Origin of the sequence: Corynebacterium sp. HMSC06G04, from assembly GCF_001807365.1 — a bacterium.
In the GTDB taxonomy this organism is placed as follows: Bacteria; Actinomycetota; Actinomycetes; order Mycobacteriales; family Mycobacteriaceae; genus Corynebacterium; species Corynebacterium simulans.
Map to the genome: position 1 here is coordinate 58,797 of NZ_KV788617.1, position 18,424 is coordinate 77,220.

11 protein-coding genes are annotated in these 18,424 nt (G+C 58.0%); 7 read left to right on the forward strand and 4 right to left on the reverse strand.

Annotated elements, in window-relative coordinates; all coding sequences use genetic code 11:
- Positions 1-219: 219 nt before the first annotated feature.
- The 7 genes from HMPREF3158_RS07205 to HMPREF3158_RS07235 all read left to right on the forward strand — a co-directional run bounded on the left by HMPREF3158_RS07205 (position 220) and on the right by HMPREF3158_RS07235 (position 13,479).
- Positions 220-1,242 (forward strand): alpha/beta hydrolase, encoded by a 1,023-nt coding sequence (locus HMPREF3158_RS07205; protein WP_070497881.1) that lies wholly within the window; start codon positions 220-222, stop codon positions 1,240-1,242.
- 263 nt (positions 1,243-1,505) lie between these two features.
- On the forward strand, positions 1,506-3,473 hold the full coding sequence (locus HMPREF3158_RS07210) for an alpha/beta hydrolase-fold protein (RefSeq protein WP_070497882.1): 1,968 nt from the start codon (positions 1,506-1,508) through the stop codon (positions 3,471-3,473).
- A 44-nt stretch (positions 3,474-3,517) separates the two neighbouring features.
- Positions 3,518-4,009 (forward strand): DUF732 domain-containing protein, encoded by a 492-nt coding sequence (locus HMPREF3158_RS07215; protein WP_235591233.1) that lies wholly within the window; start codon positions 3,518-3,520, stop codon positions 4,007-4,009.
- Positions 4,010-4,020: 11 nt separating this feature from the next.
- On the forward strand, positions 4,021-4,956 hold the full coding sequence (locus HMPREF3158_RS07220) for a cutinase family protein (protein ID WP_062036839.1): 936 nt from the start codon (positions 4,021-4,023) through the stop codon (positions 4,954-4,956).
- 102 nt (positions 4,957-5,058) lie between these two features.
- Positions 5,059-6,897 carry a FadD32-like long-chain-fatty-acid--AMP ligase gene (locus HMPREF3158_RS07225; protein WP_070497884.1) on the forward strand — a complete coding sequence of 613 codons (1,839 nt, stop codon included), beginning with the start codon at positions 5,059-5,061 and terminating at the stop codon, positions 6,895-6,897.
- 181 nt (positions 6,898-7,078) lie between these two features.
- Positions 7,079-11,935 (forward strand): type I polyketide synthase, encoded by a 4,857-nt coding sequence (locus HMPREF3158_RS07230; RefSeq protein WP_070497886.1) that lies wholly within the window; start codon positions 7,079-7,081, stop codon positions 11,933-11,935.
- Positions 11,935-13,479, forward strand: a complete 1,545-nt coding sequence (locus HMPREF3158_RS07235) for an acyl-CoA carboxylase subunit beta (protein WP_062036855.1) — start codon at positions 11,935-11,937, stop codon at positions 13,477-13,479. Before HMPREF3158_RS07230 ends, HMPREF3158_RS07235 begins: the two co-directional genes overlap by 1 nt.
- A 240-nt stretch (positions 13,480-13,719) precedes the next feature.
- On the opposite strand, the gene HMPREF3158_RS07240 is transcribed toward HMPREF3158_RS07235, so the two are convergent.
- The 4 genes from HMPREF3158_RS07240 to HMPREF3158_RS07255 are packed head-to-tail and all read right to left on the reverse strand — an operon-like array spanning position 13,720 to position 18,422.
- The gene (locus HMPREF3158_RS07240; RefSeq protein ID WP_070497888.1) at positions 13,720-14,784 is read right to left on the reverse strand and encodes an HNH endonuclease signature motif containing protein; all 1,065 of its coding nucleotides are present in this window, start codon (positions 14,782-14,784) and stop codon (positions 13,720-13,722) included.
- 42 nt (positions 14,785-14,826) lie between these two features.
- Positions 14,827-15,171 carry a DUF3054 domain-containing protein gene (locus HMPREF3158_RS07245; RefSeq protein WP_062036861.1) on the reverse strand — a complete coding sequence of 115 codons (345 nt, stop codon included), beginning with the start codon at positions 15,169-15,171 and terminating at the stop codon, positions 14,827-14,829.
- A 6-nt stretch (positions 15,172-15,177) separates the two neighbouring features.
- Entirely contained in the window at positions 15,178-16,194 is a 1,017-nt protein-coding gene (locus tag HMPREF3158_RS07250; RefSeq protein WP_070497890.1) for a lysylphosphatidylglycerol synthase transmembrane domain-containing protein, read from the reverse strand.
- Positions 16,191-18,422, reverse strand: coding sequence for an MMPL family transporter (locus HMPREF3158_RS07255; RefSeq protein WP_141741019.1), 2,232 nt, complete (start codon positions 18,420-18,422; stop codon positions 16,191-16,193). The genes HMPREF3158_RS07250 and HMPREF3158_RS07255 overlap by 4 nt, the downstream gene beginning before the upstream one ends.
- Between the last annotated feature and the right edge of the window lie 2 nt (positions 18,423-18,424).

An 18,424-nucleotide genomic window follows, 5' to 3' on the forward strand; every position in this document is an offset into this window, starting at 1 on the left:
TTTAATCTCCGTTACGGCGTGGCAGCTTCCCTAAACTGCCCTGCGCCTACCCAGCTAACGTGGTTCTGGATGGGACTTTGCTGGCTAAGTGGGTTAAGCTGCTAGAGATTCCTCGTTATATTTCTGTGACGTTAACGTTTCCAGATGTGGCGACGATATGTGTCAGTAGCACTAAATTTTTCTATCTAGCTCTTGTTGAGAAGTACATAAAGGAGAGACATGACTTCACTGAGTTCGGGTCTCAAGGCGCGTGTTCTCACAGTTGTGATGGCCGTTGCGGTCGCGCTTGGACTCGCTGTTGCCGCCGGTAGCCAGGAAGCGTCCGCTGCAAACCGCGACTTTTTGCGTGCCGATGCCACGGGCACCTGTGACTGGGATGCCGTCGGTTGGTGGGTGCAGCGCTGTGACGTTTGGTCCCCAGCAATGGGCCGCAACATTCCGGTGCAGATTCAGCCGGCTAAGAACGGCGGCAACGCTGGTCTGTACTTGCTCGATGGCCTGCGCGCGACGAACCGCACCAACGCTTGGGTCAACGACGTAAATGCTGCCCGCACCTACGAGCCGCACAACATCACCCTCGTAATGCCGGTTGGCGGAGAGGCCTCCTTCTACGCTGACTGGGAGGGCCCGGCTACCTACAACGCTGTTTCCCCGATCAACTACAAGTGGGAAACCTTCCTGACCTCCGAGCTGCCAGGCTACCTGGAGCGCAACTTCGGCGTTGCTCGTAACAACAACTCTCTTGCTGGTCTGTCCATGGGCGGCACCGCAGCCATCACCCTGGCTGGCAAGCACCCAGACCAGTTCCGCCAGGTTCTGTCCTACTCCGGCTACCTGACCACCACCTTGCCGGGTGCGCAGACCTTTATGCGCCTCGCGCTTCTCGACGCCGGCGGATTCAACATCAACGCAATGTACGGTTCTCTGATTAGCCCGCGCCGTTTCGAGAACGATCCGTTCCGCGTCATGGGCGGTCTGCGTAACACTGACATCTACATCTCTGCAGCTTCCGGTATCCCAGGCGCAGGCGATGCAGGTTACTTGCCGCAGCATCAGCTGTCTGGCGCCGTTTTGGAGATGTTCGCTGGTGCGACCACCCGCATCTGGGAGGCTAAGGCTCGTGCAACTGGTCTGCGCGTGACTTCCAACTACCCAATGCAGGGCCTGCACAACTGGGCACAGTTTGGCTACCAGTTGGAGCACTCTAAGCCACAGGTTCTCAATGTGATGAACGCTTGGTAAGCATCTAGGGAATTCGTTAGGAAATCGCTCCGGCGAATTGTCCTAGATGGGTTCTTAACCGGCCGCAGGTTTTCCTGCGGCCGGTTTTGTGTTTTTGGCGTGTTCCTCTTCCAAAAGTCTCAAGTTCAACTTAAACTTGAGCGCACAATAGACAGCACTTCGCGGCCTAGATGAGGAAAGTCCGGAGGAGGGGAACCTTCGGAAAACCACGCCTAGTCCGCTACCTCGACATTAAAACCTCGACTTCATACAAGGACTCATCTATGCGTAAAAATGCGTCTGCATCCAGCCTGCGCTCTCCAGGTTCCCCGACCAAGGCTCGTAAGGGTCTGGCCATCGCAGCTTTGCCTACTGCTGTAGCGGTGGGCTTGTCTCTCCTGCCGAATGCAACGGCTCAGTCCTCCCTTGGTTCATTGACGCAGAACCTGGGTAGCTCCAACCTATCTGATGCTTTCGCTCCTGGCACCCCGCCGGAGCGCACTCCGATTCAGACCGAGTACCCAGAGGTTGAGGGTCTTCCGAAAGGCGTCGATATTTCCCGCGTGGAATACCTGACCAACCGCAACCTGCGCGTCTACATCAAGTCCGCAGCGATGCCGGACAAGGAGCAGGTTGTCCAGATCCAGCTTGCTCGTGACTGGTACTCCAGCCCGGATAAGAAGTTCCCAGAGGTATGGGCACTCGACGGCCTGCGCGCACGCGATGACGAGTCCGGCTGGACCATTGAGACCGACATCGAGACTCAGTTCGCTGACCGCAACGTCAACCTCATCATGCCGGTGGGCGGCGAGTCCTCTTTCTACTCTGACTGGCAGAAGCCGGACAATGGCCGCAACTACAAGTGGGAGACCTTCCTGACCAAGGAGCTCGTCCCGATTCTCGATAAGGCCTACCGTTCCAACCAGAAGCGCGCCGTTACCGGCATCTCCATGGGCGGTACCGCGGCTATGAACTTGGCGGAGCGTAACCCGCACCTGTTCAAGTTCGTTGGTTCCTTCTCTGGCTACCTGGACACCACCACGCAGGGCATGCCTGAGGCTATCGCCGCAGCCCAGATGGATGCTGGCGGATTCACCTCCACCAACATGTGGGGCCCGCACTACTCTCAGGATTGGATCGACCATGATCCGAAGCTGGGCATCGAAGCACTCAAGGACATGAAGGTCTACGTCTCCGCCGGCTCCGGTAAGGACGACTACGGCAATCTGAAGTCCGTGGCAAAGGGCCCCGCAAATGCTGCTGGCGTTGGTCTCGAGGTAATCTCCCGTATGTCTACCCAGACCTTCGTCGATTACGCGAAGCGCGCCGGTGTGCCAGTTGTTTCCCGCTTCCGCCCATCTGGCGTTCACAGCTGGGAATACTGGCAGTTTGAAATGCGCGAGGCTTGGCCAGTCATGGCTGACGCCCTCGGCATCGCTAAGGAAGACCGCGGCGCAGATTGCACCCCGGTTGGAGCTATCGCAGAGGCAACCAAGTCCGGCATCCTGGGCTCCTGCCTGAACAACGAGTACGACGTCGCCGGCGGAAAGGCCGAAGACTTCCAGGCGGGTACCGCTTACTGGTCCCCAGAGACCGGCGCACACGCCATCTTTGGCCGCATCGGCGCACGTTACGCAGAAAGCGGCGGACCGACCTCCTGGCTGGGCTTCCCAACCACCGGCGAGACCAAGACCCCAGACGGCAAGGGCCGCTTCGTCCACTTCCAGCACGGCTCCATCTACTGGACCGCAGAAACCGGCGCTTGGGCTATTCCAGGTGACATGGTTGAGGCATGGGGCAAGAACGGCTTCGAAGGCGGCGACCTTAAGTACCCAACCGGCCCGGTCACTAAGGTCGGCGAGGGCTTCGCACAGGACTTCCAGAATGGCGTTCTGACCCGTAACCCGGATGAGTCCCACTCCATCGTCCACGGTGCTATCGGTGCCAAGTACAAGGAGCTGGGCGGCCCGTCCTCCCCGCTGGGCTTCCCGAAGGGTGGCGAAAAGCCAATCAAGGGCGGCTTCTTCCAGGAGTTCGAGCACGGCAACATCTACTGGTCCGCTGAATCCGGTGCGCACTACATTCTGTACGGCGCAATCATGGACGAGTGGGGCAAGCGCGGCTTCGAGCAGGGCGAGTTCGGCTGGCCAACCAGTGACTACAACCAGATTGCAGCCGGCGGCATCTCCCAGACCTTCCAGCACGGTGAGATCCGCGAAATCATGGGCAGCGTTCAGGCGGAAAAGAAGTAATCATGCGTACCTCCTTCCGGGTTCCTGTAATGTGCGCAGCCTTCATGGCTGCAGCACTCGGCCTAAGCGCCTGTGGTTCCGCAACGGTTGAAAGCGAGAACTCTCCCGAGCAGACGAAAGTCGCCCCGCTCGAGCGTTCTTCGCAGCCTGCAAGTGCTTCGGAAAGCGCCTCTGAAGCTAGCTCGCAGTCGGCGGATTCTTCGGACGAAAAGTCCTCTTCGGAATCCAGCGCTGCTTCGGCAAGCGATGAGCCTGAAGACCGTGGCGCCCGGGAAATCTCCGCTATCCCTTCGCCTAGCCAGACTCAGGGACCTGAGCAAGATTTCCTAGCTGCAGTTCAGAAAGCTGGAGTAGAAACAGAAGGTGCAGAAGATCAAATCATCGGTGCAGGCCAAGCTGCATGCAACGAAGGCGATGCCGTAACCATCCCCGCTGTTGCAGGTCAGCTCATCGAGCAAGGCCGCGCACCTTTGTCACATGAGGAGCTAACCGCCGTCCTCACGGCCCAAGCGCGCGGCACCCTGTGTGCTAAATAAGGTAGAAATTTATGCGAAAAACACTCACGGTTGTTGCCGTCCTCGTCGTATTAGCTGTCATCGGCGCGGGAGCGGTTCACTTCTTAAACGCCAACAAGGCAGGAGAATCCAACAATCTGAGTGAGCCGGCGCCCACCGAGCAGGGCGGGGGAGTCGAGGCCCCTGCCCAGCCGGATTGGTGCCCGCGCTTCGAAGTGATTTCTGCCCCTGGCACTTGGGAATCTAAGGCCGATGATGACCCCATCAACCCGAGCGCCAACCCCAAGTCCTTCATGCTTTCCATCAGCAACCCGCTGAAGGAGGCCTACGTTCCTGAAGACGTAAAGGTCTGGACGCTCCCTTATACCGCGCAGTTTAAAAACATCAACGCTCAACAGGAGATGAGCTACGACGAATCTCGTGATGAGGGTACCTCTCGCCTCGAGGGCGAGCTGACCACCATGCACGAGAACTGCCCAGCCACCAAGTTCATCATTGCCGGTTTCTCTCAGGGCGCTGTCATTGCGGGCGACGTCGCAGACCGCATCGGTGGTGGCAATGGCCCAATCCCAGCCGAGGCTGTCTCGGGCGTTGCGTTGGTGGCAGATGGGCGCCGCCAAGCAGGTGTAGGCCAGAACCCCGGCGTGCCCGTTGCTGGTGTCGGTGCAGAGATTGCTCTGCAGCCGGTTGGCATGCTCATCCAGGGCATCGTTCCTGGCGCATCCATGCGTGGTCCACGCGCAAACGGCTTCGGTTCCTTGGCAGATCGCACCTTCCAGATTTGTGCACCTGATGACTCCATCTGCGACGCCCCACTCGATGGCCCAAACGGCCTTGAGCGCGCACGCGGGCTCATTGAAGCAAACGGTGTGCATGCAATGTATGCCACCAACCCGAACGTGATTCCGGGTACCACTGCTAACCAATGGGTCGTCGGCTGGGCGCGGGAAATTATCGACCGCACCTAACTTCGTTCAAACTTAAAACGGCCGCGTTATGTAACACTGCGCGTCTCCGAGATGATATTTTTAATGTCAAAAGTAAACAATCTAAGCCCAAAAGGAGATTAGATGGACCTCCAAGCATTGATTGGCCAGTTCTTTGACGGGAATGGTCGCATTGTTCTGCCGCCTCACTTGACCCTGCCGGGGCTTGGTGAGCACGTCTTTGAAATGGAACAACAATCAGGAGTTCCTGATCGCCCGGTTTTGCGCCAGTGGCTTTTTGATGATGACCCCGCTGGTACTCCGCGCGATTTCACCCGCTCAGAGGTAAACAAGCGAATCAAGGTTGTGGCCGCGCGCCTGCAGCAGGTCGGCGCAGTAGGGGACCGTGTAGCCATCCTCGCTGGTAACTCTCCGGAGTACCTGTTTGGCTTCATGGGTGCGATGTATGCCGGAATGACTCCGCTGCCACTCTATGATCCCAACGAGCCCGGCCACTCCGAGCACCTGCGCGCAGTCTTTGGTGATTCGAATCCTTCGATTGTGCTGACTAACAACGTTTCTGCAGCCGCAGTTCGCCGCTACTTCGCAGACTTGCCGTCGGCGCAGCGCCCACGCGTGATTTCCATCGATTCTCTGCCGGATTCGCTCGCGGCTTCGTGGAAGAATCCAGTTGAACAAGGCGCCGGTGAGGGAGCAGCAGCGCCCGTCGACGCTCCCGCTTTCCTCCAGTACACCTCCGGCTCTACCCGCACTCCAGCGGGCGTGTTGCTGACTAACCGCTCGATTTTGACGAATGTGCTGCAGATTTTTGCTGCGGTACACATCAAGACGCCGCCGCGCATCGTTTCCTGGCTGCCGTTGCACCACGATATGGGCATTATTTTGGCTTCTTTCGCCACCATTTTGGGCTTGAACTTCGAGATGATGTCACCGCGTGACTTCGTGCAGCAGCCGAAGCGTTGGGTGCGCCAGATTAGCCGTCAGCCGGGTGATGAGAACTTTGCGGGAATTTATGCCGTGGTTCCGAACTTTGCGCTCGAGCTGGCTGCTCGTTATGGCGCACCGGTTGCGGGTGAGGATATTGATCTGTCGCATGTCGATGGCATTGTCATCGGCTCCGAACCTGTAACAGAGACTGCAGTGGACAATTTCTGGGAGGTCTTTAGCGAATACGGGCTCAAGCGCGAGGCTATGCGTCCTTCCTACGGCCTGGCAGAAGCTTCGCTGATGGTGGCTACTCCGCAGGAAGGCGAGCGCCCGCTCATCACGCACTTCAACCGTGAGCAGTTGACGGCAGGCAAGGCCGTTGTGGAGGACAAGTCCGAGCAGACGGTGGCTTTTGCATCAAATGGTCAGGGCATGCCTGCTCAGTATCTGACGATCGTGGATCCAGAAACCAAGGCTGAGCTTGCCGACGCCCAGATTGGCGAGCTGTGGTTGCACGGCGACAACATGGCGGCCGGTTACCTGGGCCGCGAGGACGAGACAGCTTCTACTTTCCGGAATACTTTGGCCACGCGCCTGCCAGAGGGCTCCCGCGTTGTTGGGGCGCCGGAAGATGACAAGTGGATGGCCACGGGCGACCTTGCCACCATCGTGGATGGTCACCTCTACATCACGGGCCGTTTGAAGGACTTGATCGTGGTTGCAGGACGAAACCACTACCCGCAAGATATCGAGGCAACCGTCCAGGAGGCCTCGGCGCATGTGCGACCAGATTCCATCGCTGCTTTCTCCGTGGAAGGTGGAAATACCGAGCAGCTAGTGCTGCTGATCGAACGTGCTGATGATGCAGATTCTGCAGGCGATGAAGCAGCGACCGAGGTTATTCGTACCGCCGTCTCGAAGGCACACGGTATTACGCCGGAGGTCATTCGCTGGTTTAGTGCGCATGAAATCAATCGCACTTCTTCTGGGAAGATTGCACGCCGTGTAGCAAAGAAGCACTTCCTCGCGAGCTAACGCCGCGCTCTAATCGCTTTCTCACCTCTGCTGTATTGCACTGCCATATAGCAGAGGTGAGTTGTTATCGTGACAGAAGTTAACAAAATGAGACAATAAAGCGATAAAGATTGCAGGCATGCGGCAACCAGTGCTGTGCAGAATTGTGCGGAAACTCCCCATTTATAGAAAGCTAATTTAGATGACTGTTGAAGAACTACGAGGCTGGCTACGCAATTGGGTCGCGCAAACCACCGGCCTATCCGCTGAGGAAATTACTGATAGCAAGCCTCTAGAAAACTTCGGGTTGTCCTCCCGCGATGCAGTAGTTCTCTCCGGTGAGCTGGAGAACCTACTCGGGATGAAGTTAGAACCGACTGTCGCTTATGAATACCCGACTATCGCACAGCTCGCTGACCGTCTGGTCAACGGCGTAGCATCCTCGAGCAACTCCGCGGTCGATTCCAGCAGCGGTGCCGCCTCCACGCGCAATGCCGGCATCATTGGCGGCGATATCGCGATTATCGGTGAAGCTGGCCGTTTCCCCGGAGCACAGAACGTCAAAGAGTTCTGGGACATGTTGGTCGAAGGCCGTGCCGGAACCGGCCCGCTACCTATGGGCCGCTGGTCGGAGTACGCCGCAGAGCCGACGGTCTCGGAAAAGATCGCTAACCAGAACACCGATGGCGGTTACCTCGAAGACATTGCTAGCTTCGATGCGGAGTTCTTTGGGCTTTCTCCCCTCGAAGCCGCGAACATGGACCCTCAGCAGCGCATTCTTCTTGAACTAGCTTGGGAAGCGCTCGAGGACGCAGGGCTTCCAGCCAACCAGCTGCGCGGCACTGCAACGGGCGTGTACATGGGTTCGACTAACAATGACTACGGCATGCTCATCGTCGCTGACCCTGCAGAGGCGCACCCTTATGCCATGACCGGCACTTCTTCTGCAGTGGTGGCCAACCGCATCTCCTACGCACTGGACCTGCGTGGCCCTTCCATCAACGTGGACACTGCATGCTCTTCCTCGCTGGTCGCTGTTAGCCAAGCCGTCAATGACCTGCGCACAGGTGCCTCTGACGTAGCTTTGGCCGGCGGCGTTAACATCCTCGCTGCTCCGCACGCCTCGACTGGATTTAGCGAACTTGGCGTTATCTCCCCGACCAGCGCTATCCACGCTTTCTCCGACGACGCCGACGGTATCGTCCGCTCTGATGCCGCCGGCGTTTTGGTGCTCAAGCGTCTCGCCGATGCTGAGCGCGATGGCGATAACATCCTCGCCGTCATCAAGGGCACTGCCGTTAACTCCGACGGCCACTCCAACGGACTAACCGCCCCGAACCCAGACGCGCAGGTTGACGTCCTCGAGCGCGCCTACGCCGACGCTGGTATTGACCCGCAGCTAGTCGACTACGTCGAAGCACACGGCACCGGCACCATCCTCGGAGACCCAATCGAGGCCACCGCCCTTGGCCGTGTTCTCGGTTCCGGGCGCGAAATGGCAGCGCCGATGCTTCTCGGTTCTGCGAAGTCGAACATCGGTCACTCTGAATCCGCTGCCGGCGTAGTTGGCCTCATTAAGGTCATCGAGTCGATGCGCCACGGCGTCATCCCGCCAAGCATCAACTTCTCCGCCCCAAACCGCTACATCGATTTCGACAACGAGCACCTCGAAGTCGTTGAGGATCCCCGCGAGTGGCCGGAATATTCGGGTCAAAAAGTCGCTGGTGTTTCAGGCTTCGGCTTCGGTGGCACTAACGCGCACGTCGTCCTCACCGACTACCGCGGCCTGACTGCCGAGACCGCAGCGCAGGTCAACATCGACGAGGGCGCTCCAGTCTCCCTGCCGATTTCCGGTCTTCTGCCATCCCGTCGCGCGGCTGCTGCAGGCCAGATCGCTGACTACATCGAGCAAGAACATCCTGACCTGCTTTCTCTCGCGCGCACTCTTGCGCGCCGAAACCATGCACGCTCCCGTGCAGTGGTGACGGGCGTCAGCGAAGAGGACGTCGTCAAGCGTTTGCGTCAGGTAGCCGACGGCAAAGTCTCCATGGGAATCGCCTCTGCAGATTCCCCGTCTGTACCAGGCCCCGTCTTTATCTACTCCGGCTTCGGTTCCCAGCACCGCAAGATGATTAAGGACGTTCTCGAGATTTCTCCAGCGTTTAAGGAACGCTTGGAAGAACTCGACCGAATCGTCGAATTCGAGTCCGGGTGGTCCATCCTCGACATCGTTACCGACGACGCCCAGACCTACAACACCGAAACCGCCCAGGTAGCGATTACCGCAATCCAGATTGCTTTGACGGACCTTCTTGCATCCTTCGGCGTTCGTCCGGCGGGTGTTATCGGTATGTCCATGGGCGAAATCGCCGCTGCCTACGCTTCCGGCGGTATCACTGCAGAGGACGCCATGCTTATCGCCGCTCACCGTTCCCGCTTGATGGGCGAAGGTGAAAACTCGCTCGGTGAGGAAGAACAAGGCGCAATGGCTGTTGTCGAGCTTACTTCTGCCGAGATCGAAGCTCTGGACGGCAACATTGAGCCTGCCGTCTACACCGGCCCTGGTATGACAACTGTTGGCGGTCCGCGCCCTGAGGTCCTCGCTTTGGTGGAAAAGCTGGAAGCAGAAGGAAAGTTCGCACGCGCGCTTAACGTGAAGGGTGCAGGACATACCTCGGCTGTGGACCCAATTCTGGGCGAGCTGTATGCAGACATCGCTGGTATCGAACCACGGCCGCTGCACACGACGCTGTACAGCTCTGTCGACCGCGGTGAAATCTACCGCCCAGGTGCCCTTGTCCACGATGAGGATTACTGGATTCGTATGACTCGCCAGCCGGTCATGCTGCAGGATGCTACGGAAGCCGCTTTTGCCTCTGGGCATACGCAGATTGTGGAAATATCACCGAACCCGATTGCGTTGATGGGGCTAATGTCGACTGCTTTTGCGGTTGGTAAGTCTGATGCGCAGTTGCTGTTTAGCTTGAAGCGGAAGGTCGATCCGACGGAGTCTTTGTTGGACCTTCTGGCGAAGCTGTATGTGGCTGGCGCACCGGTAGACTACACGGCGGTCTTTGGTTCGGGCGCGCTTGTCGACGCCCCTCACACCCAGTTCAAGCGCCAGCGCTTCTGGACGAATGCCCGTCCTTCTTCTGGCATCTCTGGTTTGCCAGGTGCGCGGGTTAACCTGCCGGAGGGCAAGGTTGCGTTCTCGACGAATGCAGACCAAGCTCCTTCTGCTCTGGCAATTTTGGAGGCTGCTGCTGAGGCAGTTACCCCGGGCTCGCAGATTGTGGCTTCGGAGGAGCACGGTGACTTGCCGCCGCAGGGTGAGGTAACCACTGTGGTGTCGAAGTCATTGGGCGGCCTGTCGATTGCGGTTTACTTTGTGAACGGTCCGGCTACGCAGCTGGTGGCAGAAGGCTTTGCATCTGCGCTGAACTTGACTGAAGCTTCTATTCCGGGCGTGGCTGCGATTGCCGAACCTGCCGCACCGAGTGCACCGGCGTCGTTTACTGATGTGAGCGATGTGGAGGCTGTGCGTTGGGACCCATCGAAGGAGACTGTGGAGGAGCGGCTTTCGCTGATCGTCTCTGAGTCAATGGGCTACGACGTTTCTGACCTGCCGCGTGAGTTGCCGCTAATCGACCTAGGCCTGGACTCGTTGATGGGCATGCGTATTAAGAATCGCGTGGAAAATGATTTCCAGATTCCACCGATGCAGGTGCAAGCGCTTCGCGACGCCTCCCTCGCCGATGTCATCACCATGGTCGAGGATGCCGTTGCTGGTAAGTCTGTTGCTGGTGCTGCCGAGACCGGCGCCGTGGACGTCGGCGCTGGAGAAGTCGGCGCCGTGGACACCGGCAATGCAGGAGCCAACTCTGCAGAATCTAGCGCTGCGGAGGTAGGCGATGTAGAAGCCGATGCTGAAAAGGACGGCGTCGACAAGCACGATGCAGAAAACAGCGCTGAAGGCGTGGGTGTTGCCCCTCGTGATGCCTCGGAGCGCATGGTCTTTGGTACCTGGGCAACGTTTACGGGCAAGGCAGCAGCGGGCGTGACCTCTCAGCTTCCGCAGATTGATGAGTCTGTAGCGGCGGATATCGCGCAGCGCCTGAGCGAGCGCGCCGGCATCGAAGTCACAACTCAGCAAGTCCTCGATGCACAGACCTTGGAGCCTTTGGCAGACCTCGTACGCGAGGGGCTGGAGACTGAGGTCGAAGGCAACATCCGCGTTCTGCGTGAAGCCGAGGGGCCCGCTGTCTTCATGTTCCACCCAGCTGGCGGAACGACGGTTGTCTACCAGCCACTGGCGCGTCGACTGCCAAGCGATGTCGCAGTTTACGGTGTCGAAAGGCTCGAAGGCTCCTTGGAGGAGCGCGCTACTGCCTATATAGATGACATCATCAAGTACGCCCGCGGCCGCAAGGTAGTTCTCGGCGGCTGGTCCTTCGGTGGTGCTTTGGCTTATGAGGTTGCCTACCAGCTAGCGGACCGCACAAAGCGCGGTGAGGAAAGCGCAGAGGTTGCTTTCATTGCTCTGCTCGATACCACTCAGCCTTCAGATCCTGCTCCGGATACTCTCGAGGAGACTAAGGCGCGGTGGGGTCGTTACGCTGCCTTCGCAAAGAAGACTTATGGCCTAGACTTCGAGCCGCCATACGAGATGCTCGAGACCATGGGCGAGGATGCTTTGATGACCATGCTCGCAGAGTTCCTGTCCAACACGGATGCTTCTGAGCACGGCCTGGCTGCTGGTGTCCTGGAACACCAACGTGCGTCCTTCGTGGACAATCAGATTCTGGGCAAGCTGGATATGCAGCGTTGGGCTGATGTTGACGTTCCGGTGATTTTGTTCCGCTCGGAGCGCATGCATGACGGTGCCATTGAACTCGAACCGCGGTATGCCGAGATTGACCCGGATGGCGGCTGGGGCGCTATCGTTGAAGATCTGGAAATCGTGCAGCTGCAGGGCGATCACCTAGCAGTTCCTGATGAGCCGGCTATCGGTATCGTGGGCAAGCACATCAATGATTGGATCGAGGAGAAGATTCGGTAGTGACTACTACTGCTCATAAGCTGGAAGACCTGCGCCAGCGCTTGGAACGCGCGCAGGACCCAGGCAGCGAGCGCTCCCGCAAGCGCCGCGATGACGCCGGCCGCTCAACCCCACGCCAGCGTATTAATGCGCTGCTAGACGAGGGATCTTTTGTTGAAACGGGTGCTTTGGCAAAGACCCCGGGTGACCCGGACGCGATTTACTCGGACGGTGTCGTCACCGGTTATGGTCGCGTGAATGGCCGCCCAGTGTGCATCTATGCGCACGATAAGACGGTTTATGGCGGTTCGGTTGGCGTCATCTTCGGTAAGAAGGTTACCGAGATTATGGACATGGCCATCAAGATCGGCTGCCCAGTAATTGGTATTCAGGACTCCGGTGGCGCGCGTATTCAGGATGCGGTGACTTCGCTGGCGATGTATTCGGAAATTGCGCGTCGCCAGCTGCCACTTAGTGGTCGTAGCCCGCAGATTTCCATCATGATGGGTAAGTCTGCTGGCGGTGCTGTGTACGCCCCGGTTACTACTGACTTCGTTATCGCAGTCGATGGTGAGGCCGAGATGTATGTGACCGGCCCTAACGTCATCAAGGAGGTCACGGGTGAGGAGATTACTTCCCATGACCTTGGTTCTGCGCGCCAGCAGGAGCTAAACGGAAACGTTAGCGCTGTGGTTGCCTCGGAAGACGATGCTTTCGATTTGGTACGAGACTTGCTGGACCATCTGCCGCTGACTTGTTTCGATGAGGCGCCGGAGTTTGCAGCTCCCGAGGATTCGGAGCTCGAAGATCCAGAGCTCAATGAGTTCATGCCTGACGACACAAACGCGGGCTATGACATGTTGGAGCTTTTGGCACAGCTTGGTGATGACGAAGAAATCATCGAGCTACAAGAAAACTACGCGCCGAACATGATTACCGCCTTTGGTCGAATTGATGGCAAGGCTGTCGGTTTTGTTGCCAATAACCCGATGCATCTGGCCGGTTGTATCGATGCCGATGCTGCGGATAAGGGCGCGCGCTTTATCCGTATTTGCGATGCTTATAACATTCCGCTCGTCTTCGTCGTTGATACTCCGGGCTACCTGCCGGGCGTTGAGCAGGAAAAGGCGGGGCTCATCCACCGCGGCGCTAAGTTCGCATTCGCGGTGGTGGAGGCAACGGTGCCTAAGGTATCGCTGATTGTGCGAAAGGCTTATGGCGGCGCTTATGCGGTTATGGGTTCAAAGAACCTGACCGGTGATATTAACCTGGCCTGGCCGACTGCGCAGATCGCTGTGATGGGCTCTGCGGCCGCAGTCGTGATGATTGCAGGCAAGCAGCTCGAAGCTGCAGAGACCCCGGAACAGCGTGCATTGACGAAGAAGATGTTTATGGACTTCTATGACGAGACCATGACCGCTCCTTATGTCGCTGCAGAGCGCGGCTACTTGGATGCAATGGTGGAGCCGAGCCAGTCGCGTTTGGCTTTGCGTCAGGCTTTGCGACAGCTGGCCACGAAGACCGAAAGTGACTTGCCTAAGAAGCACACCATCGCGCCGATGTAACGCCCTAAAGAGGAGCGGACGATAAAGGTGGATGAAACGACCTCAGAAATGAAGGAGAAAGTAAATGTTGCTGTCTAGCGCACTCGATATTGTCGGTGAAATCATCAACTACGTCGTTATGATTTTCAACCATGGCGCAGCAATGTCCAGCTAAGAACTTTTGCCAGAAGCCTTTCTGGCAGCCGAAAGCAGTCTTCCCACAGGGCAACTTGTGGGAAGACTCTTTTTGTATAGCGGGGTTTATATTGCGGGGCTGGGAATTACGACTGGTCTGCCACCGCCGGGCGGCAGCCAACATATTCGCCCTCTAAGGCGGGCCATTCTTCCGCGGCCGGTGGGTTTATCGGGTGAATCATCGTTGATGGCGTTGTGGTATTGGCATAACGGAACCAAATTGTCGATGTTTGTCATCCCGCCGTCTTCCCATCTATCCAAGTGATGGAATTGGCATTCGTTGGCTGGGCGTCGGCAGCCCAGCCATGCGCAGGTTGGATGCTCAGCCGCCAACATGGTGCGCTGTTTTGCCGACGCAAAACGCCGCGTGCGGTACAAGTTAACCGGGCCCACTTCCGGATGAACGAGGGTAACGAAGCCGATGTCCGCGAAACGCTTCTGAATGAACTCTGCGCCGCTAAGCGTGCCGCCGTCGGTGGCCAGAAGCTGGATATCGTCGCCTTTACCGCGAGCGATTTTATCTAGCTGATCCAATCGCACAATCACGTGCGTATGCAGCCGTGGCGCGCTGGAGCCAGCGCCGCTAAATACTTGGCGGACTGCTCCGAGCAAGTCGAGGCCGGCTGCAGCTGCTTCAGCCGCAGTTGCGGCGGCAGTGGGGGCTTTAGCAGTGGCTTTGATGGTGCCGAATAAATCGGCAATAGCGCGCGGGGAGTCAGTAATAACAAGACTGTGTGGGCCATTATCGCGCCGTAGCACCTTTACCCCGCGGGCAACCTGCGGTGGCTTCCGCAGTTCTTTCAGGCGGGCGACAGCCACCTTGGCAATATCGCGCTCCCGAGTGGCACACAGTTCTTCTCGTAGGCGCCAAGCTTTGCGCTTATCTCTAACGCGCCCGACGTATTTTTCAATCTCGCGCAGTGACTCCAAAGAGTGCGAAGTATTTCGCGCTGCGCGCTGCATGGCGCTGAAAGCAGTCTTTCCAAAATAGATTTCATGCAAGGACAACAAAGACTGCGCAAAAGACTCGGTGGCGCCCATCGCCACCAACTCGCTGCGGTTGTGGCCCGCACATAACGAGACCACGTGCATACCGCGCGCAAGTACCCCGAGTAAGTCCCCCAACTTCATGCCCCACACCATAAACGGGGTGGGGTGGCCCCGCAACCGGAACTAGTGGCGGCGGGAAGCGAGTGCGGCGATACCTCGCCAGCCGAAGAAGAACAGTGCCGACATCGTGGTTGCAACGATAAGGAAGCTGTAGTGCGGAAGGCGGCCATTAACCAGCATCCATAGAGCCATTCCGCCAATTACAGCAGAAAGCCAAACCACGAGGCCTTCCTTCCAACGACCTTCCATTTTGGTGGCGAGGATGATGACCCAACCAATTAGTGCGCCTACAGTCCACGGCCAGAAAGCATCGACCCAGCTACTGAAGGAGAGCCCTCCATGCGCAATTCGGGCGAGAACGGCGAAGATGGCGAGGGCGATGATGTCGATAATCGGTGCTGTGCGCATGAGTGTTTAAGTGTCCTTTCGATTCAGCGCTTGGTAGGTCAGCCCCTTGCTGGCGTAATGCACAAAGTAGATGACCCAGCCAATGATAGTGACCAGAGCAAAGGAAATAAGGCGGTAGATAATCGCAGCGGAAGTGGCATGATCTGCAGTCAGGCCCGTAGCCACCAGCGGTGCGATAAGAGCGGCCTCCACCGTTCCAAGACCACCCGGTGTAACCTGCGCCGAGCCCGCCAGCTTTGCGGCGAGGAAAGCGAGGGCGATGCCGGCCATCGTTGTGTGGTCTTCAGCGGCGCGTAGCCAAGGGATTTCTCCAGTAATGGCCCACACGCTGGCCCATAAAGCGAGCATGTCGCACAGGCGGTGCAACAGCGAGGAGATACAAATGACCGCAAACGGGCCGCGGCTCAAGTGCACCTCGTCAAGGTTGTTTACTTCCTGGCGGACGCGCGCTAGCTTCGCACCCTTGAGAACTCGCTGGTGGTTTAGCCAGCGCTGAATGGTTGCCGGGTGGGATGTAATCCAGAAGATAGCGCCCATTGCGGCCAGCATGAGGACGATGGTGGTCAGCAACGACCCCAGCGCCATATCGGCGTTCAAGAAAAACACACCGGCGACGCCGATGAGAGCCAGGAACATCGAGGAAATGATCGATGACAGGAACAGGAAGTAGCTACACAAAGCCACCGAGGCGCCCCAACCACGCTGCACCTGGAAAGTCAGGATCGCAGCGAAGGCCGGGCCTGCGGGAAGGGTGGTGGACCAGGAATTAGAGGCCAGCGTAATCGCATAAGTTTCCCGCAGCGGGACCTCAATCTTGCCGGCCTTGATGAGCAGACGCATGACCTCCGCCATGCCGGCAATAGACCCGAATGCGAATAACACAACCAATACAACAGGCAGTGGCTCCGCATGCCGAAGGCGGCTTAGGCCCTCGGCGATAAAACTCAGGTGGTCACGAAAGAACCATCCGAGTGCAATCAGGATGAGCAGCGAAACAATCCAGGTCAACCAGTTCTTTTTCATCGCTCTCCCGTGCGCTTATCGGCTTGGAGGCGTTGCATGAGCTCGCTGAATGGGATGAGGGAAGAGTCTTCCGCGAGGGAACGGCCACTGCGTTCAGGGCCATCGTACTTGTCCTGGGCTGGGGCGGGTTCGCGGCAATGACCCAACTTGTCGTAAGCGCGATGGATGAAGCGGGGCGCCCACCAGTTGTCTTCCCGCAGCAAGTGCATGACGGCGGGGACGAGCAGCATGCGGACGATGGTGGCGTCGATAAGCAGTGCAAAAATCATGCCGAAAGCGATGTACTTCATCATCACGATGTCGGAAAAGCCGAAAGCGCCTGCCACCACAATCATGATGAGAGCCGCAGCCGTGATAATGCCTCCGGTGTGCGCAGTGCCGATGGCGATGGCTTCATCTGTATCGGCACCGTCCGTACGACGGCGAGCCTCCACCATGCGGGAGACTAGGAAGACCTCGTAATCGGTGGAAAGACCGAAGACGATGGCAATGATAAGCACCAGAATTGGACTCATCAGCGGGCCGGCAGTAAAGCTCAAAGCGCTCGCTCCCAAGCCGTCGACGAACATCAGGGTCAAAATGCCGAGCGTTGCGCCGAGGGAGAGCAGCGTCATCAAAATGGCCTTAATCGGCAAGATGAAAGAGCCGAAAACTAGAGACATCAGCACGAATGTTGCCAGGACGACGTAGAGTGCCATCCACGGCAGCTTGTGGAAGAGGGCATCCAAAGACTCAACCTCCATGGCCGGAGTGCCTCCCACATAGAGCTCAACGCCCTCCGGTGCTTCCACCTGCTCGAGTTCGTGGACGATACGGGCGTAGTCATCACGATCCTTGATACCCGCAGCAAGGACGGTGGTGCCGTCCTTCGTTGGAGTAACAGGGCCCATCGGCTTGGTGAGGCCTTCGAGCTGGCGTACTTGCATGACGACGTCGACAAGCTGCTGATTGGTGGCGTTAGTTACCACTAGCTTTACCGGTTCAGTGCGGAAGGACGGGAACTGCTCGTTGAACTCGTCCTGAGCCATGCGGGTTTCATGTTGTGGCGGCAGGTAGGTCTCGTTGATGCCACCGAACTTAACGCCAAGAACCGGCAAGGTAAGGGCAATGAGCAGGCCGCAGATGGCCACGGTCATGAGCTTGGCATGGCGCATGGCCCAACGAGGAAGCTTGTACCACACTGTGTCTTCTAAACGGCGGGCTTTTCGAGAAGTCTTGCGCACGGAGAACTTGTCGATGCGCTTGCCCAGCAGGCCGAAAAGCGCCGGCAAGACGGTCACAGACAACAGCGCTGCTAGGCCTACTGCAGAAATCGAGCCATAAGCCACGGACTTCAGGAAGGCCTGCGGGAATAGGAAAAGACCAGACAACGCCACGGTCACCATGCCCGCGGAAAAGACCACGGTTTGGCCGGCTGTGGCGGTAGTGGTGGCAACGGCATCGGGGGTCGAGCGGCCTTTATCCAGCTCCTCGCGGAAGCGAGAGACCATGAACAAGCCGTAGTCGATAGCAAGGCCCAAACCGAGCAGCGTTACGACGGCCTGGGCAAAGACGTTGACCTGCTGGAAGCCAGCGAGCACAGACAAAATACCCAGCGAGCCCAAGATAGAAAGGCCACCTACAACAAGCGGCATGCAGGCAGCGACAACCGAGCCGAAGACAATCAGCAGTAGGAGACCAACCAAAGGAAGGGCTGCTTTTTCAGCGCGGGAGATGTCGTGCGCCATGCCCTCATCGAGGCTGTCAGCGACGGCAGTAGCGCCAGCGACTTTGACCGGGATGTCGGTGGCGGTGAGGTCGCTTTCAATCGCGCGGAAGTCCTTCAGCGTCTGTTCGCCGTCGCCTTTGAGACTGATAGCGGCAAAGGCAGTGCTGTGGTCACGATTGACCAAGTTTGGGTTCTTGGTATCAAAGTAGCTGGTGATGCCATCGATTTCCTGCGGGTGCTGTTCTTTTAGCGTTGCGAGGTGGTCCTTTGCTGCGGCAAAGTTCTGATCGGGATCAGAAAACAGCAGGATGACGTCGCCGGAGTTATCGCGCCCGAAGGTTTCCTGTTCGATGCGGGCTGCGCTTGTCGACGCCGCGCCGGGATCCTCCCAGCCTTCCTGGCTCATGCGCTCGCCTAAGCGAGTACCGAAGCCGATGAAAAGCAGCAGGATGATGCCAACAATGACGAGCGGGACGACTTTGCGATGCGCATAGGAAAAGCGGCCCCAAGCGTAGAACATGG